The sequence below is a fragment of the Campylobacter sp. FOBRC14 genome, assembly GCF_000287855.1.
GTDB classification, from domain to species: Bacteria; Campylobacterota; Campylobacteria; order Campylobacterales; family Campylobacteraceae; genus Campylobacter_A; species Campylobacter_A curvus.
Genome location: NZ_ALJJ01000007.1, coordinates 325480 through 343893 on the forward strand (window position 1 = coordinate 325480; position 18414 = coordinate 343893).

Consider the following 18414-nt stretch of genomic DNA (forward strand, 5'->3'; position numbering starts at 1 on the left):
AATACCCTCTCGCAAGCAGGCGCGAAACCTACTAAATTTCACTTGCCATACATCAAATTTGGCAGCCAAAGTGAAATTTCTGGGATATAGGTGACCAGCACGAGTCCTACGAAAAGCGTGAGCGTCCAAGGTATGCACGCGACGATGACATCTTTTAGATTCATTCCCGTTAGGCCGCTAGCGACAAATAAATTTAGCCCCACAGGCGGCGTGACCATGCCGATCTCCATATTGACGACTAAAATGATGCCAAAATGGATCGGATCGATGCCAAGCTGCGTCGAGATCGGCAGCAGTAACGGCACCATGATCATTATGACGCTTGAAGGCTCCATAAATTGCCCCATGATGAAAAGCAGGATATTTACAAAGATGAGAAAGCCGATCTTGCCGATATTTGCGTCTAGTAGCGCGTCGGCGATCGCTTGCGGGATCTGCTCGCTCGTTAGCAAATAGGCAAAGACCACAGCGTTTGCGATGATGAAAAATATCATCGCCGTCGTGAGCGCGGAGTCCAGGCAGATGTCCCATAGGTCTTTAAATTTAATGTCTTTATAGACAAAAAGCGAGATAAATAGCGCATACACCGCACTCGCCGCAGCCGCTTCGGTTGGCGTAAATATGCCGCCGTAAATTCCGCCGATGACGACCACGACGATGAGTAGCGCCCAAAACGCCTTGCCAAATTTCCTCATCCGCTCGCTCGCTGGCTCTGGCGTCGTAGCTCTAAACCCAAGCCGCCTAGCTCCGATGTATGTTTGCGCTAGCATCATCGCTCCTAGCATGAGCCCCGGCACGACGCCCGCCATGAAAAGCTTGCCGATACTGACCTCCGCCGTGACGCCATAGACGATCATGACGACTGAGGGCGGGATCAAGATACCAAGCGAGCCCGCAGTCGTGATACCGCCAACGGCGTATTCTTTGGGGTAGCCGGCTTCTTTGATGGCGACAAACATGATAGAACCTATCGCCACGACCGTCGCAGGCGAGCTGCCGGATACCGCGGCAAAGATGATGCACGCAAATATCGCGCTCATCGGCAGACCACCTGGCAAATGCCCGACCATGGACTTTGCAAAGTCGATGATACGTCTAGCCGAGCCGCCCTTACTTAGTAAATTTCCCGCCAAAATAAACATCGGGATCGCCATTAGGCTAAATTTATTGATCCCGTCAAAGATGAGCTGAGGTATGCCAGCGACGTCCAAATCGGTGAAAAATATCATCGTTAAAACCGTGCTCGTTCCCAGCGACACGGCGACTGGCACGCCAATGAGCATGAGTCCAAATAGCAAAATGAATAAAAATGCTATCGTCATCGCCGCTCCTTAGTTTTTCACTACGCTATCATGCACGAGCTCAGCCTCGGCGTTTAGCACGACACGATCGGCGGGCGTTTTAGCCACCTGCACGATCTTTTCTCCCGCGCGGTAGCTCGCACCTAAAAACGCGATCGGTAGCACCAGCATCGGCACCCACTGCGGGATATTTAGATCGATCATCATCTGATCCATCTCGTGCAAAATTTGCAAGTACTCCACGCCATAAACCACGATGAAAAGTAAAAACACGCTCGTTAGCACGTGCGAAAATACAAGGCACGCCTTTGCCACAGCGGGCGGGAATTTCTCGATGAGGATGGTGACGCTGATGTGAATGCCTTTGTTAAAGCCATACGCCGCGGCGAAAAACGCCGACCAGATAAAAAGGTAGTTCGTCACCTCTCCTGCCCACGACCATCCGCTGTTAAAGCAATAGCGCATAACGACGTTGGCAAAGGCTAGCAGTGTGCCGGCGGCTAGCCCGATGACGGCGATCGTTTTATTTACCGAGGCGATGCCGACGTCTAAAATTTGGAAAAATTTTTGCATTTTTGCCCTTTATTTCGCGTTCATCGTCTGTTCTATGAGTTCTTTGCCGATGACATCGTAAAATTTAGGATAGATGCCACTCATCGCGTCCGACCACTGCTTCCTTTGCGCCTCATCAAGCTTTAAAATTTCAAGCTTTTTGCCGCTGGCGATGTATTTTTCAAGCTCGGCGATGACGTGAGCGTCCTCTTTTGCCGTCTCTTCGCGCTCAAACGCGGTCGCCTCGCTAAGCGCTTGCGTAAAGACCTTTTTCAAATCATCGGGCAGCTTGCTCCAAAATTTATCGCTCACGACGACCAGATAGCCCAAATACCCGTGCGATGAGAGCGTGAGCGAGGTTTGCACTTCGTGAAATTTAGAGTTGTAAAAATTTGAGAGCGGGTTTTCAGTCGCATCGACTACGCCTTGTTGAAGCGCGGAATACACCTCTGAAAACGGCAAGACTTGCGGATTACCGCCGACTGCTTTGATCTGCTCTTCAAGTACTTTTGAGCTTTGGATCCTAAATTTTTGCCCTTGTGCGTCGTTTGGTAACACTATCGGCTTTTTACTCGAACTAAAATGCTTAAATCCTGCGTCCCAATAATCAAGCGCGACGAAGCCCTTTTTGGTCACGAGCTCTTTTAGCGCCGCACCTACCGCACCGTCTTGGACTTTGTGCAAATGCTCGCTGTCAGCGAATATAAACGGCAGATCAAATAGCTGAAACTGCGGCACTATCGGCGTAAATTTAGAAAAACTAGGAGCCGCCATCTGCACGTTGCCAAGCTTTAACGCACCAAATACGCGGTCATCGTCAATCAGCTGCGCAGACGGAAAAACCTGCACCTTGATCTGACCGCCGCTAAGCTCATCAACGCGCTTGGCAAAAAAGTCCGCCGCCTTGCCTTTTGGCGTGGAAGCCGCGACCACGTGGGCGAATTTTACCGTGTAGGTCTTGCCTGCTCCAAAAGCTGATACTGCTACAGCGCAGCTAAGTAGGGTAGAGATTAGAATTTTCATTATGTCTCCTTTGTGTTTTGGTTTAAGGCTTATTATAAATGAAACGATCGATGACGTGTATAAAATGTTACTTTTAGTTACATTATTTTATAATATAATGTGTAAAAAAGAAACATAATGTAAAATTTTGCCCCCTAAAGGATAAAAATACTCAATTAATAATTTAATCAGGTTATTTTATTATAATAGCGGCTCACAAACAAAATCAAAGGAGAAAACAATGTTTAAACTAAGAGAACTCCCGTTTGACGCGAAGTCAAACGCCGTTGTTAGCGAGGAGACCTGTAATTATCATTATGGCAAACACCATGCGACTTATGTGAATAATCTAAACAATCTCGTAAAGGATACGAAATTTGAAAACGCAGGACTTTACGAGCTTTTAGTAGGTAGCGAGGGCGGGCTTTACAATAACGCCGCACAGGTCTATAATCACGACTTTTACTGGGACTGCATAGCTAAAAAAAGTGAGCCAAGCACCGAGCTAAAAGCTGCGCTAAGCGCGAATTTCACGGATTTTAAAGAGGAATTTATCAAAGCTGCGACCACGCTTTTTGGCTCGGGATGGTGCTGGCTGGTTTTGGATCCTAAAAGTAAAAAACTACAGATCGTTCAGACTTCAAACGCCGTCACGCCTGTGACTGACGGTAAGGTCCCGCTTCTTGTCGTCGATGTTTGGGAGCATGCTTATTATATCGATAGTTTCAACGCTCGCCCGAAATATCTCGAGAAATTTTACGAAAATATCAACTGGAAATTCGTGAGCGAAGCCTACGAGTGGGCGCTCAAAGAGGGCTTAAATTCTGTTAAATTTTATATCGACGAGCTTCACGGCAAATGTGGCTGCGCATCTGGCTGTGGCTGTCATTAAGAGCTAAATTTATCTAAAATTTGCCCGTCAAATGAACTTGGCGGGCTTTTAAAATTTTGCTCCATGCGTGCGAGATACCTTGCCTAAACATCACTGAGATCAAAATTTAAGCGAAATTTCACTACTATTTTCAAACGATTTTGTTTAAACGACGCAACCACGACAAAGCCTCTTAAATTTAGGTCAAATTTTGCTAAAAACTACGAAAAATAAACTAAATTCATTCAAAACAACGCCATTCATCGCTTTGCTAAGCTACGATACACCGGACCTTGATATCGTTTGTAGTCCTGATGAGGCTACGAAATTTGGCTTAAAATTTAAGCTCGACGCCAAAAATAGCATCCCTTTAAAATACGACCTGCAAAAATTCCCGATCGGCTTTGAGGAGTATAAAAAGAGCTTTGACACCGTGCAGGAGTACCAAAAAAACGGCGATAGCTATCTTTTAAACCTCTGCTTCTCGACCGTTATAAAGACGGATCTTGGCTTACAAGAGATATTTGAGCACTCAAACGCGAAGGTGGCGGTACTAAAAGAAAGTGACTTCGTTTGCTTCTCGCCCGAGCCCTTCGTGCGCATCGAAAACGGCTACATCCACACCTTTCCGATGAAGGGTACGATAGACGCCAGTCTGCCAAATGCCGATGAAATTTTGCTAAACGACGAGAAGGAATTCAGCGAGCAGGCGATGGTCGTGGATCTGATGCGAAACGACCTGTCCATGGTGGCTAGCGAGGTTAGAGTGCATAAATTTCGCTTTATCGAGCGAGCCGCAGGATTGCTACAGACCAGCTCTCACATCAGTGGCAAACTACACGAGGATTTAGGCTTTGGCGATATTTTTGATAAAATTTTACCCGCCGGATCGATAAGCGGCACGCCAAAGCATGAGACCTGCAGGATCATAAACGAGTGTGAACGCGAGCCACGCGGCTTTTACACGGGCGTATTCGTCTATTTTGACGGGGAAATTTTGCAAAGCTTCGTGATGATAAGATTTGTAAAAAAGCTCGGTCAAACGCTTAAATTTTTTAGCGGCGGAGGCATAACCGCGCGTAGCGACGCCAGAAAGGAATACGATGAACTACTGCAAAAAGTCGGATTTACTTTTTGAAACGATAAAAATTCTAGACTTCAAGCCGCAAAATTTAAAATTTCATATAAAAAGGGCGAAAGTCTCGGCCGATGAAGCGCTTAAATTTGACTTTGAAAGCTGCCTCGATTCGCCACTCGCCGGCCTAGTCAGGGCCAAGGCCATATATGATAGAGGCGGGAATTTAAAAAGCGTAGAGTATTTTGCCTATGAGATGAGGAAATTTTATGAATTTAGGCTTGTGGATGTGGACTTTAGCTATGAGAAGAAATTTTTGGATAGAAGCGATATAGACGCTGCAAAGGGCGCATTTAGCGAGATAGTGATGATAAAAAACGGGCTTGTGACCGATACTAGCATCGCAAATTTAGCGATCTTTGATGATGGCTGGATAACGCCTAAAAGCCCGCTTTTAAGGGGCACTACGAGGGCTAGGCTGCTTGAGGAGGGCTTTTTGAGACAAGAAGACATAAGCGTGCAAAGGCTGCTTGAGACCAAAAGATTTGGCATAATGAACGCGATGATGGGCTTTTTGGAGCTCAAGGAGTTTAAATTTACGCGCTAGCGTGTAAAATTTTATTTAAAATTTACCTTTAAAAAGTAAAATCTGCCATAATTTCTCAAAGGATAAACATGAAAAAAATTCTAGCTTCATCTTTGATCGCACTCGCGTTTTTAAGCGGCTGCGCGACTTCAAACACCGCTACTCAGGCGCCATCTATGGCTAAAGAGACAAAAACGATCGAATTTCACGGAACCGGAGACTACAAAGACTATAAAGCCACGCTCGTATCGAGCGATCTTTTTAAAACAGCCGTCTTTACGGACTCTATGGGCTATAAATTTGATATGAAGCACGCTCCTGCGGCTAGCGGCATAAGGATGGTTAGCGACAAGGGCATCGAGATACATTTCAAAAAGGGCGAGGGGATACTAAATTTCGGCCACGGCCAAATGTCTTTGGTATATGAGGACAAATAATCGCTCTGATGGGATTTAAGCCAAATATGCTTTAAATCCCAAATTTTGCTCGATCAAAGACGCAAGCCGCCCGTTTAAAACGTAACGGCACTGATGATCGCAAGCTGGTGCCTTCTTGCTTTAATCATCTTTTCAAATATAAATTTATCCCGTTTTTCAGGCGATTCAGCCCTTCGATGACGCGGCTTTTTTGCGTCGCGATATTCATACGAAGGAAAAATTTATCTCCTCTGTAAGCGTTTCCGTCATTTAGCCAAAGCCCTGCTTTTTCGCGTAGGAATTTCATAAAATCACTGGAATCCTCGCAGACCTTGGAGCAGTCCAGCCACAAAAGGTAGGTCGCCTCGGACGCGACTAGATGCACGGGCAAATTTTCATTTTTTATAAATTCTCGCACGATTTTTTTGTTCTCGTAGATGTAGGCTCTCATCTCGTCTAGCCACGCTTCACCACGCTCAAATGCCGCGATAGCAGCGATTATCGCAAAGGCGTTTGCCTCGCCGACTTCGTCGTAGTTTATCGCTGCAGCCATTTTTACTCTTAAATTTTCGTTTGGCACGACGACTGCCGAGCTTTGAAGGCCGGCGATATTAAAGGCTTTTGTAGGCGAGATGCAAGCGATGGTGTTTTGCGCGCAAAGCTCGGAAACGCCGATAAAAGGCGTATAGCTCTTTCCCGGATCAGTGATGTCGCAGTGGATCTCGTCGCTGATGACTAGTACGCCATGTTTATGGCATAGCTCGCCGATCTTGCCAAGTGTGGCCTTGTCCCAAATTTTGCCGATAGGATTGTGCGGGTTGCAAAGTAGCATCATCGTCGTGAGCGGGTTTGCGAGCTTTTTTTCAAGATCGTCAAAGTCTATCTCGTATTTGCCGTTTTTATATACGAGCTCGTTTGCCGAAATTTCCCTGCCGTTGTTTGCGATACAGTTAAAAAATACGTGATAAACGGGGCTTTGGACTAAAATTTTATCTCCCGGGCTGGTAAAACGGCGGATCGCGGTCGAGAGAGCGGGGATCACGCCGGTGCAAAATATCGCCCAGTTTGGCTCGAATCTCACGCTATGTCTGCGCTGCCACCACGAGCAAATAGCGTTGTTCCACTCCTTTGGGATGAACGAATAGCCAAAGACACCGTTATCTAGGCGCTCTTGCAAGACTTTCAAAATTTCAGGCGCAGCGCGAAAGTCCATATCTGCCACCCACATCGGTAGCTCGTTGCCTACGGTGCGCCATTTTGAGGAGTTTGTGCCGCTTCTATCGACGGGCGTGTCAAAGTCGTATTTCATCGTTTTACCTCGCAGTATTAAAATTTTCAGCCATTATATCAAATTTGCTCTATTTGCGTTTTGGTGGGGTCGATCCTATCTTTTTCGAGTATCACTTCGCCGAAATTTTGCGCCCTGATGCGCCCGCCGATCGGGTTTTTCACGCTGTCGATACCGCTTGAAATTTCAGCCTGCACGCTTGAATACTCAAACGCCAGGTTCGTGTTTATCGTCTTGCAGTTTTTTAGCACGACATTATCGATGTAGCACATGCCTTGCTCGCTTTGGATGACGCAGTCGATGAACGTGATGTTTTTCGAGTTCCAGCCCAGGTATTCGCCCGAGATGAAGCTGCCCGTCACGGTCACGTTTTGACTGTTCCAAAAGGCGTCTTTTGAGATGATCTTGGAGTTTTTGATCTCTAAATTTTTGACGCCGTCAAAGCTGTAGTTGCCCGCTAAATTTAAATTTTTAATGCTTATGTTCGTGCTATTCATCGCAAAATAATCGCCCCTGGCGCTCACGTCTTTAAGCGTCACGTTTTCACAGCTCCAAAGCGTCTCGGCGGCGTTTGGCAGCGTCACGTTTTGCAGAGTGATATTTTTTGAGCGCCTGAAATTTTTGGGCGCTTCGATGGTGCATTGGTTGAAAAAAATGTCCGAGCTATACCAGATGCCAGCCCTTGCCATCTCGTAGAAAGTACAGCTTTCCAGTCTAGCGTTTTTGCTGTACCAAAGCGGATATTTCCACTTGAAAAGCGTGAAATTCAGCTCTAAATTTTGACTGTGCTTTAGCGGGGACTCGCCCTCATCAAAGACGCAATACGAAAATCTCGTATCCTTGCACCAAAACATCGCCCTTTCGCCGCTAAAATTTTGCTCGTTTATCTCTTGCATCGATATTCCTTTTTATTTTTTCGAAAGTATAGCAGCTTTAGTGCAATACTTACTACAACGCTTCTGTAAAATTTTTAAAATTTTTATGATATAATCCACACTTATTGTAAAAATAAAGTAAAAAAGGAGAAGATATGTTTTTACAAAAATTTGCAAAATTCCTGACTTTAGCAAGCCTAGCGATATGCGTGGGTGCATTTGGCGAAAGCTCGCTCGAGCAGATCAAAAAGGGCGGCGTCATCAGAATCGCGACCGAGGGGACGTATTCGCCTTATTCGTTTCATGATGAGAAAAACGAGCTTGTCGGCTACGATGTCGATGTTGCAAAGGCTGTTGCAGCCAAGCTTGGCGTAGAGGTACAGTTTGTCGAGGCGCCGTGGGATGCGATGCTGGCGGCGTTTAACGCAGGCAAGGCAGATGTTGTGTTTAACCAAGTGAGCATCACGCCTGAGCGTAAGGTAAAATACGATTACAGCGAGCCTTACACTACGGCTTACGGTGCGCTCATAGTTCGTAAAGACAACGATAGCATAAAGAAATTCGAGGATCTAAAAGGTAAAAATTCCGCTCACTCGGCCACCAGTAACTGGGCGCAAGTAGCTGAGAAATACGGCGCGAACGTCGTTACGGTAGATGGCTTTAGCAAGGGCGTGGAGCTCATCATCGCAAGACGCGCAGACGCCACGATAAACGACACGATAACATTTTTTGACTTTGTAAAGCAAAAACCGGACGCCCCTATAAAAATAGCTGCTACCGCAAGCGAGCCGATATATTCAGCCGCTCTTTTTCATAAAGGAAGCGATACACTCGTAAAGGCCGTAAATAAAGCCTTACAAGAGCTAAAAGCCGAGGGCAAGCTAAAGGAAATTTCGATGAAATACTTCGGCAAGGACGTCTCCGAGTGATGATACGGGCGTTAAATTTAGCCAAATTTTACGCCCGGCCGGCTTGCTAAATTTTGCAAAATTTATATTTTTTGTGATATATTTTCGCTTTAGATTGCCGTTGGCATATACATCAACATAAAGATACAAACAAAATCATATCTTTTTTAAGGACAAATCATGAAAATTGCAAATTTGCTTAAATTTGCCGTCATTTTGGCTTTGGGGCTAAATTTACAGGCTAAAACGATAAAAGACGGCGTGCTGACCGTCGCGACCGAGGGCACATACGCGCCGTTTTCGTTTTATAACGAGAAAAACGAGCTCACGGGCTTTGACGTGGATATCGCTCGTGCGGTGGCTGAGAAGCTAAATTTAAAGATCGAGTTTTTCGCCACGCCGTGGGACAGCATGCTTGCTGGATTTGACGCGGGCAAAGCGGACGCGGTGTTTAATCAAATGAGCCCCACAGATGAGCGCAAGAAAAAATACGACTTCTCAAAGCCCTACACCGTCGTCTATGGCGCGATCATCGTGCGTAAGGATGACGATAGTATCAAGAACTTTGCCGATCTAAAAGGCAAAAAAGACGCCGACTCCGCGACTAGCAACTGGGCGCAAGTAGCCAAGAAATACGGCGCCGAGCACGTCGTGGTCGATAGCTTTGCCAAGAGCATGGAGCTACTTTTTTCTGGCAGAGTTGATTGCGTTATCAGAGACAATATCGTATTTTACGACTTTATCAAAGAACGTCCCGACGCACCGGTGAAAATAGCCGCTACGAGCGAAGAAAAGGACTACACCGCAGCTGCCGTGCAAAAGGGCAACGAAGAGCTAGTAAGCGCGATAAACAAAGCCCTTGACGAGCTTCGTAGCGAGGGCAAACTAAAAGAAATTTCTGTAAAATACTTCGGCAAAGACGTAACAGAGTAGTTGGGGCAAATTTTGGACGCAGATAGGATAAACCGCATAATCGAGCTTGTCTCGACCTCGACGCTGCCGATGTTAGACGCGCTGGTAAAGGTCACGATCCCGCTCACGCTCATTTCCTTTGCCTGCGGGCTGGTGATCGCGATCATCACCGCCATAGCGCGCCTGTCGAATTTTAAAATTTTAAAATTCATCTTTGGCGCTTACGTTTGGATATTTCGCGGCACGCCGATGCTCGTGCAGCTTTTCATCATATTTTTCGGCTTGCCGGCTGTGGGCGTGACGCTGGATACTTGGAGCGCGGCGATCATCGCATTTAGCCTAAACGTGGGCGCATACGCCTCAGAGTCGGTGCGAGCCTCGATCCTGTCGGTGCCAAAGGGGCAGTGGGAGGCGGCGACCTCGCTTGGTATGAGCCACGCGCAAATTTTACACCGTATCATCGCCCCGCAAGCAGTCAGGATCTCGCTACCGCCGCTATCAAACACCTTCATCGGGCTCGTCAAAGACACCTCGCTAGCCACGTCTATCACGATGGTCGATATGTTCATGGTCGCTCAGCGCATCGCTGCGCGCACCTTCGAGCCGCTCGTGCTCTACGTGCTCGCCGCACTCATCTACCTGGTCGTTTGTACGCTGCTTACGTTCCTGCAAGCCAAACTCGAAAAATACACTTCAAGGTATGTCTGATGTCCGTTAAATTTACAAATTTAAACAAATCTTTTGGCGACCATCTCGTCCTTGATGACATCAGCGTCGAGATCTTTGACGGGCAAACGACGGTCATCGTGGGCTCGTCAGGCTCTGGTAAATCAACCCTGCTACGCTGCATAAATTTGCTGGAAATCCCGCAAAACGGCGAGCTGGAGCTTGGGCGAGAGAGGATAAATTTTAGCACTAAATTTAGCCAAAACGAGCTGCTACCGTTTCGCCAGCACACGGGCATGGTCTTTCAGGGCTTTAATCTCTTCCCGCACCTAAACGTGCTAGAAAACGTCATCGAAGGTCCCGTACACGTGCTGGGCGTCTCAAAACAAGCCGCGATAAAAAGGGCGGAGGAACTACTTGGCAAGGTGGGGCTGGGCGATAAAAAAGACGCCTATCCAAACCGCCTCTCAGGCGGGCAGTCTCAGCGCGTGGCGATCGCGCGTGCACTTGCGATGGATCCATATTTCTTGCTGCTCGATGAGCCCACGAGCGCGCTTGATCCCGAGCTTGAAGCGGAGGTTTTAAAGGTCATCATCAGCCTCTCGCGTGAGAAAAAATCTCTCATCATCGTCACGCACAATATGAATTTCGCTCGCAAGGTCGCGGATAGAATTTTGTTTTTAGACAAGGGCAAGATCGCCTTTGACGGCACGCCGGAGCAGTTTTTCACGAGCCAAAATGAGCGTATCGTAAATTTCATATCGGCGATGGATATTTGAATTTAGAAATTTAGAAAGGAAAAATATGAAAATAGACACTTTGATCGTAAAAGGCATAGAAGCCAAAGACAACCCGTATAACGCCGTCGTGCCGCCTATCGTGCTCTCAAGCACCTTTGCGCAGGAGGGGCTGGGCGAATTTGGCGAGTTTGCCTACTCTCGTAGCGCGAATCCTACAAAAAAGGCGTTCGAGGAACTTTTTGCAAAATTTGAAGGCTCTAAATACAGCTTCGCGCTAGCCTCGGGGATGGCCGCTACGACAGCGGTATTTAACCTCTTAAAAAGCGGCGACAAGGTGCTTTTAAACAACAACGTCTATGGCGGCACCTATCGCTACGCAAGCGGAATTTTTAAAAATCAAGGCATCTCCTACGAGCTCGTGGACGATCTGAATTTGATAGAAGAGGACGACATCACGGACGACGTGAAGATGGTCTTCATCGAGACGCCATCAAACCCGCTACTTCGCGTGACAGACATCAAACGTATCGTGAATTTAGCCCACAAAAAGGGCGCTCTAGTCGTCGTGGATAACACGTTTTTGACGCCGTATTATCAAAGGTTGCTACCTCTTGGCGTAGATATCGTGGTTTACAGCGCGACCAAATACATCGGCGGGCATGCAGACGTCATCGCGGGCATCGTCAGCACAAACGACGACGCTTTGGCCGATAGGATAGCGTTTATGAAAAACACCTTGGGAGCGACGCTTTCGCCTACGGACGCTTATTATCTGATCCGTGGGCTGAAGACGCTTAGCGTGCGATTTGACAGGCAGACGCAAAATACGCACAAGATAGTGGAATTTCTAAAATCAAATTCGGCGGTCAGGACGGTTTATTACGCCGGGTCGTATTCGGAATTTGAAAAAAGAGCGCAAGAAGCACAGGCTAGCGACATCGGTGCGGTCATCTCGCTCGAGCTAGCCGAGGGCTACGACTATGAGAAATTTGCAAAAAGTCTGCATCTGTTTGACCTGGCCGTCAGTCTCGGAGGAGTCGAGAGTCTCATCTGCCATCCTGTAAATTATCGTATGAAATGAGAATTTTTAGCTGAGGCAAAAGGATTGAGATTTGTGCGGATTTATGGGGGTTGGCGATAGATTTTTTCTCATTTCAATGAGATTACACAAGTGGTGAAAATGGTTGCGAACACTTGACACTTATCATACATTTTGGCGATAGTGGTTAGAAAAGTGTCAGAAAATGTTTAGAGCCCCGTTAGAATGGGCGGTTTAGTGGTTAGAGCTTTTAGCTTCGTTTAGTATGAGCCACGACTCTGCCTATCACGTTACACTTTTCTAAATTTTCACCCTCGATCGTTATCGTCTTGTAGATTGTGTTGTCCGACATCATCGTTATAGCCTTTGTTATCGGATCTCGTTCCAAGCGCTTGACAAATATGTCTCCCTCGTAATTTACTACATATATGCAGCCGCTTATTATGCCACCCTCGTTTGCGAGTGGATTGATAAACAAAAGCTCTCCTTGCGTGATCGTTGGCTCCATGCTATTGCCTTTAGCATTTATGATATGTAGGTTTACCAAAGAGCCGCTGATACGCAAAAACGTGCGTAGAAATTCCTCGTCAAAGTCCATCACTATGGGCGCTTCATCGTAGTTTATGATACCATCTCCTGCGCTGGCATATACATCCTCATAGTAAGGTATCGAAATGATGTTGGTTTCTTTGCTGTCATTGGTATTGTTGGACAGATTGTCGGGCAAATTTTGGGATTGCTGGACATTTTTTTGCTGATTGCTGGACTTAGTGACAAATTTTTCTGGACTTAGTGACAAATTTTCTGACTTAGTGACATTATTTTTCTGACTTAGTGACGACTTAGTGACAGAAACTCCATTGTTGTTTTTTAGTTCTTTATCCGAAAAATTTAAAATATCAATACCAAAAGCATTTGAAATTTTTTTCAGGTTATCTATTGTAATATTTTTAGTTTTTCCAGCCTCATATCCTTTGATGCTATCAATAGATACACCCGAGTGATCAGATAAATCTTGTTGAGTCCACTGCTTAAGACTTCTAAGTTCCTTTAGTCTACCAGATAAATCCATAACTTTACTCCCATATATTGTAATATTTTACACTTTACCTTGACAAAGTGTGATAAATTACGCTATAATTTCAAAATCAGCTTAGAAATATTAGCGAAAAAATAGCTAAACATTTCTGAATTTGTGTTCTTTTAAATTTCATTGTTAGGCGGATAAATTTACACAAGAAGTAAAGCATGGAAGAAGTGCAAGACAAAAACGAGGTGTTGGAGCGAGCAAAAGAGATAATCGCCATTATAGATAAGCATTGTGAGGACACTAGTGTGTGCGACCAAAAGCTACTTAGGCTTGTGGCTGCCTATTATGGCTATGAGTTGAGCTAGACTTTTCTAGCTCCTTTATCCGCTTAACAATAAAATTTAAGGAGAATATCTTGGATGATATTTATTGGCTTATAGCTTATGTAATATGGAGCTATATGGTTTTATTTGATGAGTAAAATTTAGGAAAGGAAATAGTGTGAAAAGGGATACGATAGCAAAAATAGTCAAAAAGGCTACTAAATACGACCTAAAAGACTATTGTGAGATGAAAGGACTGAGCCTAACTAGTCTATATAAGGGCTATGTGAGTAAAAAGGCTCAAAAAGTATTTAAAAAAGACGGCATAAAGGTAGCTTGATGTGGGTCGATAGCAAAAGTGCAGCTGAAATTTTAGGGATTGATTACGCAACATTAAGACAAGCCGTAGCAAGAGCCAAAAAGATCGGTAAAAAATTTTGCAAATCTAATAGTAATATATTACACTTTTGCTATACTGACGGCATAGGTCGTGGTGGTAAAACCCTCCAAATTTGGCTTGATGAAGAAGTAGTGCGAAGCTATGACCCTGATCTAGCGGACAAGCTAGCAAGCAGTGAAATTTCAACTGCCAATATGAAAGAGTCGCGAGATTCCTTTGATAATAGAAATTGTGGTGTCGGCAGCTTAAATTTCATAGAAAAGGACGGTGTAAATGCAAGCAGTATCAATAGAGCGAAGTCAAGCCAAGGGATTGATAAAAATGATGACACAAAGCAAAGAGGCGGAGTTTATGGCGTTTGTGGAACGTATGCAAAAAATGGGCTTTGTAGTGAAAAAGAGCGAGCGCGGGGTGTATGGCTTCAAACTGGGGACAAAGAGGAGCTAGGCAATGTTAAATTTAGACACGATAATAGGGATAATAGTGCTAGCACTAATGATAATGGCGGCAGGATCGGTAGTAATGCTTGCCTGGCTAGTAACTTCTTGGGTACTAGACATCAAAGAGATACTAAAAACCAAGAAATAGCCCGTAAAAACATCAACAGATCAGAAGTCCTAGCCTTTTGTAAAGATCATAGCATAAAGGCTGCTTCTAGGGAATATGGCATACCTGAAAAAACGATATATCGCTGGATGAAAGAATTTGAAAACAAAGGCGGTAAAGCCCTCGTCGATAAACGCGGTGGCAAGGCAAGAGCCGATACAAAAATGATAAAAGACGCGATACTGACTATCGGCACAGCTCATAAAACGAGCTGGTGGATGGAGTATTGCCGTATATATTGCGTAAAAAACAGCCTAGACTTTGATATGTATGATCTGCACTCTGACATCAGTCGTGCGACCTTTTTTAGGCATGCTGACGAGATAGCTAAAAACGACTATGAAGTAAGAGCCTTTTTGCGTGGCGGGCTGGATGTGTTAGGAACGAACCTGAGTATCGGTAGGAAGTATCTAAAATTCAACGAAGAGTGGCAGGTGGATGCTACGAATTTCGACTTCATGTGTCTTGATGAAAATGGTGAGCAAAAAAGATACACAGCGGTAGGTTTTGTAGATGTAGCTAGCAAAAGAAGAGTATATGAGCTATGCGACAGCCCTAACTCATACGCCAATGTTAGGCTTTTAAAAAGAGCGCTCATCACTATGGGACGCCCGGGGATAGTAAGAGGTGATAATGGCAAAGACTATGTCGGAGAACATTTTCAAGGGGTGCTCAGACGCCTTGGCATCATCTATTCTAGGACGCCTAAATTTAAAGGAGAAGCAAAAGGTAAGATAGAAAGAAGCCACAAGACATTACAAGACTTCTTTGAGACATTGCCGGGCTTTTTAGGGCATAATGCAGGACAAAGGATAGAAAAAGAAAATCAAGCCCTAGAAAAAAGCAAAAGGCTAGGCGGCATGAAGACGAATATAGAAAATTTGCTGACCCGCGATGAAATGCAAGCCATGATAGATGAATGGAGCCAAAGGGCATTTGCTTTAAGTAAGGCTAGTTTTGAACCATTCGAGTTTGATGAAAGAGTATTCGGACAAAGTCAGGTCAGGCTCTTGCAAACTGAGGGATTTAGCATAAATGGCGTCAAATATGCCAGTCTTGAAATTTTCTCTCATCTAAAAATGGGTGATAAGTGCGAGCTTATCGAAGATATAGATGACGCTAGCAAGATGTATGCTTATAGCGAAGATGGGCGATTTTTGTGCGAGGTCATCAATAGTGAAGTAGCAAACTATACGGCTGAAGAAGTCAAAGCCGCCAAAAAAGAATACGCGAATAAAAAGATCAAACCACTAAAAGCCTATATCAAATCAATGACCGATGAAAAAGATGCCCACTATAAAGCCGTGGCTCAGTCAAATTTGGCTCAAAGGATGAAAGATAAAGCTGAAGTCATCAAAAAAGATAGCAAAAAGGTGTCTGTAAAGATAGAGTTTGAAGCCGAGGTTGCAAATAGCCCTGTGTATCTGCCTGATATTGATGAAGCCATAAAATCACTGGAAGTATAAAAATAAGAAATCTGCGAACACTTGATTTAAAAGCTCCTTTTTTAGGGCTTTTAAAGTATTTTAGGTGTTCGCAAATTTGTTATTTTAACGTGCGAACACTCGCAAGAAAGAGATGAAAATGAACGATCTAAAAGCTCAATTTGAGGCATATCAAAAAGAAGGTGGCAGCTACCGAAAGCTTGCCGAGATGCTAGGCATAAAAAGCCATACGTATGTAAATCTGGCAATCAATGGCTGGGGAGATTATAAGCTATCTGATGAAAAGAAAAGCGAGATTGAAGAAATGGTTGCAAATTTTTTCAACTCAAGGCAGCTAAAAGTAAGCTCAAAATATGATGAAATTTGCTCCAAGGCAGACATATTGCCTTTTAATAATACAATCATTGTAATAGCCAGCGTAATAAAAGCTATCCGCCAAAGAGCTCTCATGAAAATATCGGCAAAAAGCGGCACTGGTAAAACCGTAGCACTTGAAGCCGCAATGGGTGTGCTGCCTCAAAGTGTGATGGTAACTGCATATGATGGTATCAGCAAAAAAGAGCTACTTGAAGACATAGCCGATATCATAGAGGCTAAACCACTATCAAGATCATCCCAACACCTCATGCGAGCTATAAAAACTCAGCTTGCAAAAAGCCAAAGGATCATAATCATAGATGAAGCAAATTTCTTGGGCGAAAAAAGCTTGGAGCAGATACGCCATATACAAGACTGCACTCATGCTCCGATCATCCTAGCTGGCACTGAAAAACTTGACTTGCAAATAGCAAGGTCTCACGAACAAGTAGCTACCAGAATAAGAAATCCCTCAAAGAAGCTAAGCCCATTTGGCGGTAATGAAGTGATCATGCTCTTTGAAAAATACGGTATCACTATCGGTGAAAACGACGCAAATGCAGTTTGGCAAAAATGTAAAAATCTAAGAGAAGTAAGATACGCCATAGAAGATCTAATAGAGCTATATAACGGCGATGCATCAAAGCTAAAAGAGGTGTTAAAGGAGATACAGTGATGATAAGAGGAGTCCAAGCAAACTACTCAAAAAGGTTTTATTTCGTTAAAGACGGCTACATCTATGTCTCTTTGGGGCTATTTAGCTACGTGGTAGATGTAGTGGCCAGATAGATATTTGATTTTTCGGGGGCTTTACGAAGCTTCCTATAAAGTCAAATTGTAAGAAAGGAAAAGATATGAGAAGTGCGAGACTTGTGTTCGTCTCAACGCCTTATGCAAGCATAGAGTGTAAGGATAGAGACAGGAACTACTACGCGCGTCAGTTTGCGCTTGAGGCTTACCGTATCGTCAGACAAAACGGCTACAAGCCAATTAGTCCGGTGATTGCTTTTATGGACGCGTATGGTGAGTTTGAGCGTGAAGAGGTGATGGAGGCTAGCTTTGAGCTGCTTTCGGTGTGTAGCTATTATTACTTTCATCCGTGCAAATTCAGCGATAAAAGTCGCGGTATGCAAGAGGAGAGAGACTACGCTCGCGAGCTTGGTATCACGGAGCTTAAATTTAGCCTGTTTGAGTAAGAGATGGTGCGGATCGTAAAGAGAGCCAAGCAAAATTTAGCGGTAGCCACTCTTTACGGATACGTTTGTAAAGCGAGATTCGCATATAAATTTAAAATTTTAGAGAGGGACAAGAATGAACGAAAAGGTTTTTCAGATAGATGCCAGCGGCGAAAGAGTCTTGATAGAGATAGAGAATATAAGCGGTAAAGAGCTTTTGATAAGTATCGGTAATATCATGAACGTTTTTGTCGATACTTTGGCGCAAGCCAGTGGCGACAAAACCAGGATAGATAGCGCGATAACTCTGATGAAGATAATGCTTGAGAAAATCGAGGATGAAAGACTTGGAAAGGAGAGATAATGGCGAGTTTAGACAAAAAGTTGGCGAAAAAGCCTAAAAAATCAAGAAAAGGAGCAAAGAATGCAAGTAAAAATAAATAAAAAAGAATTCAGCCTAAGCGATAAAGAGCTAAGCCGTGCAGTAGAGGATTTTTGCGAGGTAAAATCTCAAATCGATGTGCTGAATGAGAGCCTGAAGACTCATAAAGATGTCATCGTGGCAAAGGCTAGAGAGCTACTTAATGATGATGAAGCCACGACGATAAATTTCATCGATGACAAAGATGGTGTAAAAGTCTCTTTTGGCTGGAACATAGAGGTGAGCGATGTCAGCGCTTTGATGACTCTATTGGGACCTAATTTTAATCTACTGGTAAGGACTGACACTACCTACAAGCCGGAGAAAAAGTTAAAAGAGCTCGCGCTAAACGATGACGGACTAAAACAATGTCTAGACATCAAAGAAAAATCACCAAGTGTGAGCGTGATATAAAGGGCATCAAGC

The 18414-nt window shown here is 44.6% G+C and carries 22 protein-coding genes and 1 pseudogene; 16 read left to right on the forward strand and 7 right to left on the reverse strand.

Annotated features, from left to right (window positions below; all coding sequences use genetic code 11):
• Positions 1 to 38: 38 nt before the first annotated feature.
• From HMPREF1139_RS02380 to HMPREF1139_RS02390, 3 genes are read right to left on the reverse strand one after another with little or no spacing between them, the layout of a single operon-like run.
• Entirely contained in the window at positions 39 to 1322 is a 1284-nt protein-coding gene (locus HMPREF1139_RS02380; protein WP_009649453.1) for a TRAP transporter large permease, read from the reverse strand.
• A 9-nt stretch (positions 1323 to 1331) separates the two neighbouring features.
• Positions 1332 to 1874, reverse strand: a complete 543-nt coding sequence (locus tag HMPREF1139_RS02385; protein WP_009649820.1) for a TRAP transporter small permease — start codon at positions 1872 to 1874, stop codon at positions 1332 to 1334.
• A 9-nt stretch (positions 1875 to 1883) separates the two neighbouring features.
• Positions 1884 to 2876 (reverse strand): DctP family TRAP transporter solute-binding subunit, encoded by a 993-nt coding sequence (locus HMPREF1139_RS02390; protein WP_009649668.1) that lies wholly within the window; start codon positions 2874 to 2876, stop codon positions 1884 to 1886.
• 220 nt (positions 2877 to 3096) lie between these two features.
• On the opposite strand from HMPREF1139_RS02390, the gene sodB reads away from it, so the two are divergent.
• The 4 genes from sodB to HMPREF1139_RS02410 all read left to right on the forward strand — a co-directional run bounded on the left by sodB (position 3097) and on the right by HMPREF1139_RS02410 (position 5824).
• The gene (gene sodB, locus HMPREF1139_RS02395; protein ID WP_009649602.1) at positions 3097 to 3747 is read left to right on the forward strand and encodes a superoxide dismutase [Fe]; all 651 of its coding nucleotides are present in this window, start codon (positions 3097 to 3099) and stop codon (positions 3745 to 3747) included.
• A gap of 190 nt (positions 3748 to 3937) precedes the next feature.
• Complete coding sequence (locus HMPREF1139_RS02400) at positions 3938 to 4864, forward strand: aminodeoxychorismate synthase component I (protein ID WP_009649645.1); 927 nt, start codon at positions 3938 to 3940, stop codon at positions 4862 to 4864.
• Positions 4830 to 5408 (forward strand): aminotransferase class IV family protein, encoded by a 579-nt coding sequence (locus HMPREF1139_RS02405; protein ID WP_009649887.1) that lies wholly within the window; start codon positions 4830 to 4832, stop codon positions 5406 to 5408. Before HMPREF1139_RS02400 ends, HMPREF1139_RS02405 begins: the two co-directional genes overlap by 35 nt.
• Positions 5409 to 5476: 68 nt before the next feature.
• Positions 5477 to 5824 (forward strand): hydrogenase 4 subunit B, encoded by a 348-nt coding sequence (locus HMPREF1139_RS02410; RefSeq protein WP_009649776.1) that lies wholly within the window; start codon positions 5477 to 5479, stop codon positions 5822 to 5824.
• Positions 5825 to 5948: 124 nt separating this feature from the next.
• Here the strand turns inward: HMPREF1139_RS02410 and HMPREF1139_RS02415 are convergent, their stop codons facing one another.
• On the reverse strand, positions 5949 to 7112 hold the full coding sequence (locus HMPREF1139_RS02415; RefSeq protein ID WP_009649642.1) for a MalY/PatB family protein: 1164 nt from the start codon (positions 7110 to 7112) through the stop codon (positions 5949 to 5951).
• A gap of 38 nt (positions 7113 to 7150) precedes the next feature.
• Positions 7151 to 7987: a DUF3737 family protein gene (locus HMPREF1139_RS02420; protein WP_009649589.1), complete on the reverse strand. Its 837-nt coding sequence runs from the start codon at positions 7985 to 7987 to the stop codon at positions 7151 to 7153.
• A gap of 134 nt (positions 7988 to 8121) precedes the next feature.
• Here HMPREF1139_RS02420 and HMPREF1139_RS02425 point away from each other — a divergent pair, with 134 nt between their 5' ends.
• From HMPREF1139_RS02425 to HMPREF1139_RS02445, 5 genes are all read left to right on the forward strand, one after another.
• Positions 8122 to 8895, forward strand: a complete 774-nt coding sequence (locus HMPREF1139_RS02425) for an amino acid ABC transporter substrate-binding protein (RefSeq protein ID WP_009649752.1) — start codon at positions 8122 to 8124, stop codon at positions 8893 to 8895.
• 159 nt (positions 8896 to 9054) lie between these two features.
• Entirely contained in the window at positions 9055 to 9807 is a 753-nt protein-coding gene (locus HMPREF1139_RS02430; protein WP_009649442.1) for an amino acid ABC transporter substrate-binding protein, read from the forward strand.
• A complete protein-coding gene (locus HMPREF1139_RS02435) occupies positions 9808 to 10494 on the forward strand; it encodes an amino acid ABC transporter permease (protein ID WP_009649801.1) in 687 nt (228 codons plus the stop codon). It abuts the gene before it with no gap.
• A complete protein-coding gene (locus HMPREF1139_RS02440) occupies positions 10494 to 11231 on the forward strand; it encodes an amino acid ABC transporter ATP-binding protein (RefSeq protein ID WP_009649805.1) in 738 nt (245 codons plus the stop codon). Before HMPREF1139_RS02435 ends, HMPREF1139_RS02440 begins: the two co-directional genes overlap by 1 nt.
• 25 nt (positions 11232 to 11256) lie before the next feature.
• Entirely contained in the window at positions 11257 to 12273 is a 1017-nt protein-coding gene (locus HMPREF1139_RS02445; protein WP_009649691.1) for a trans-sulfuration enzyme family protein, read from the forward strand.
• Between the two features lie 208 nt (positions 12274 to 12481).
• On the opposite strand, the gene HMPREF1139_RS11065 is transcribed toward HMPREF1139_RS02445, so the two are convergent.
• Together HMPREF1139_RS11065 and HMPREF1139_RS12075 are read right to left on the reverse strand one after the other, a co-directional pair.
• Complete coding sequence (locus tag HMPREF1139_RS11065) at positions 12482 to 13030, reverse strand: S24 family peptidase (protein ID WP_232209589.1); 549 nt, start codon at positions 13028 to 13030, stop codon at positions 12482 to 12484.
• A 108-nt stretch (positions 13031 to 13138) separates the two neighbouring features.
• Positions 13139 to 13303, reverse strand: a pseudogene (locus tag HMPREF1139_RS12075) (helix-turn-helix domain-containing protein); the annotation flags it as partial.
• A 176-nt stretch (positions 13304 to 13479) separates the two neighbouring features.
• Here HMPREF1139_RS12075 and HMPREF1139_RS11505 point away from each other — a divergent pair.
• From HMPREF1139_RS11505 to HMPREF1139_RS02475, 7 genes are all read left to right on the forward strand, one after another.
• Positions 13480 to 13626 (forward strand): hypothetical protein, encoded by a 147-nt coding sequence (locus tag HMPREF1139_RS11505; protein WP_009649868.1) that lies wholly within the window; start codon positions 13480 to 13482, stop codon positions 13624 to 13626.
• A gap of 136 nt (positions 13627 to 13762) precedes the next feature.
• Positions 13763 to 13924 (forward strand): hypothetical protein, encoded by a 162-nt coding sequence (locus HMPREF1139_RS11650; RefSeq protein WP_009649786.1) that lies wholly within the window; start codon positions 13763 to 13765, stop codon positions 13922 to 13924.
• Positions 13924 to 16056: a helix-turn-helix domain-containing protein gene (locus tag HMPREF1139_RS02455; protein ID WP_009649677.1), complete on the forward strand. Its 2133-nt coding sequence runs from the start codon at positions 13924 to 13926 to the stop codon at positions 16054 to 16056. The genes HMPREF1139_RS11650 and HMPREF1139_RS02455 overlap by 1 nt, the downstream gene beginning before the upstream one ends.
• 118 nt (positions 16057 to 16174) lie before the next feature.
• Positions 16175 to 17068 (forward strand): ATP-binding protein, encoded by an 894-nt coding sequence (locus HMPREF1139_RS02460; protein WP_009649575.1) that lies wholly within the window; start codon positions 16175 to 16177, stop codon positions 17066 to 17068.
• A gap of 178 nt (positions 17069 to 17246) precedes the next feature.
• Positions 17247 to 17588, forward strand: a complete 342-nt coding sequence (locus HMPREF1139_RS02465) for a DUF7768 domain-containing protein (protein WP_009649550.1) — start codon at positions 17247 to 17249, stop codon at positions 17586 to 17588.
• 115 nt (positions 17589 to 17703) lie between these two features.
• Positions 17704 to 17931 (forward strand): hypothetical protein, encoded by a 228-nt coding sequence (locus tag HMPREF1139_RS02470; protein ID WP_009649616.1) that lies wholly within the window; start codon positions 17704 to 17706, stop codon positions 17929 to 17931.
• 60 nt (positions 17932 to 17991) lie between these two features.
• Positions 17992 to 18402 carry a hypothetical protein gene (locus tag HMPREF1139_RS02475; RefSeq protein ID WP_009649683.1) on the forward strand — a complete coding sequence of 137 codons (411 nt, stop codon included), beginning with the start codon at positions 17992 to 17994 and terminating at the stop codon, positions 18400 to 18402.
• Positions 18403 to 18414: the final 12 nt, after the last annotated feature.

Excerpts from the sequence above, each read along its gene's own strand:
- HMPREF1139_RS02410 (WP_009649776.1), top strand. The coding sequence starts at position 5,477 with ATGAAAAAAATTCTAGCTTCATCTTTGATCGCACTCGCGTTTTTAAGC.
- sodB (WP_009649602.1), top strand. The coding sequence starts at position 3,097 with ATGTTTAAACTAAGAGAACTCCCGTTTGACGCGAAGTCAAACGCCGTT.
- HMPREF1139_RS02390 (WP_009649668.1), bottom strand. The coding sequence starts at position 2,876 with ATGAAAATTCTAATCTCTACCCTACTTAGCTGCGCTGTAGCAGTATCA.
- HMPREF1139_RS02470 (WP_009649616.1), top strand. The coding sequence starts at position 17,704 with ATGAACGAAAAGGTTTTTCAGATAGATGCCAGCGGCGAAAGAGTCTTG.
- HMPREF1139_RS02405 (WP_009649887.1), top strand. The coding sequence starts at position 4,830 with ATGAACTACTGCAAAAAGTCGGATTTACTTTTTGAAACGATAAAAATT.
- HMPREF1139_RS02415 (WP_009649642.1), bottom strand. The coding sequence starts at position 7,112 with ATGAAATACGACTTTGACACGCCCGTCGATAGAAGCGGCACAAACTCC.
- HMPREF1139_RS02445 (WP_009649691.1), top strand. The coding sequence starts at position 11,257 with ATGAAAATAGACACTTTGATCGTAAAAGGCATAGAAGCCAAAGACAAC.
- HMPREF1139_RS02425 (WP_009649752.1), top strand. The coding sequence starts at position 8,122 with ATGTTTTTACAAAAATTTGCAAAATTCCTGACTTTAGCAAGCCTAGCG.
- HMPREF1139_RS02465 (WP_009649550.1), top strand. The coding sequence starts at position 17,247 with ATGAGAAGTGCGAGACTTGTGTTCGTCTCAACGCCTTATGCAAGCATA.
- HMPREF1139_RS02440 (WP_009649805.1), top strand. The coding sequence starts at position 10,494 with ATGTCCGTTAAATTTACAAATTTAAACAAATCTTTTGGCGACCATCTC.
- HMPREF1139_RS02380 (WP_009649453.1), bottom strand. The coding sequence starts at position 1,322 with ATGACGATAGCATTTTTATTCATTTTGCTATTTGGACTCATGCTCATT.
- HMPREF1139_RS02475 (WP_009649683.1), top strand. The coding sequence starts at position 17,992 with ATGCAAGTAAAAATAAATAAAAAAGAATTCAGCCTAAGCGATAAAGAG.
- HMPREF1139_RS02455 (WP_009649677.1), top strand. The coding sequence starts at position 13,924 with ATGTGGGTCGATAGCAAAAGTGCAGCTGAAATTTTAGGGATTGATTAC.
- HMPREF1139_RS02420 (WP_009649589.1), bottom strand. The coding sequence starts at position 7,987 with ATGCAAGAGATAAACGAGCAAAATTTTAGCGGCGAAAGGGCGATGTTT.
- HMPREF1139_RS02460 (WP_009649575.1), top strand. The coding sequence starts at position 16,175 with ATGAACGATCTAAAAGCTCAATTTGAGGCATATCAAAAAGAAGGTGGC.
- HMPREF1139_RS02385 (WP_009649820.1), bottom strand. The coding sequence starts at position 1,874 with ATGCAAAAATTTTTCCAAATTTTAGACGTCGGCATCGCCTCGGTAAAT.
- HMPREF1139_RS11505 (WP_009649868.1), top strand. The coding sequence starts at position 13,480 with ATGGAAGAAGTGCAAGACAAAAACGAGGTGTTGGAGCGAGCAAAAGAG.
- HMPREF1139_RS02430 (WP_009649442.1), top strand. The coding sequence starts at position 9,055 with ATGAAAATTGCAAATTTGCTTAAATTTGCCGTCATTTTGGCTTTGGGG.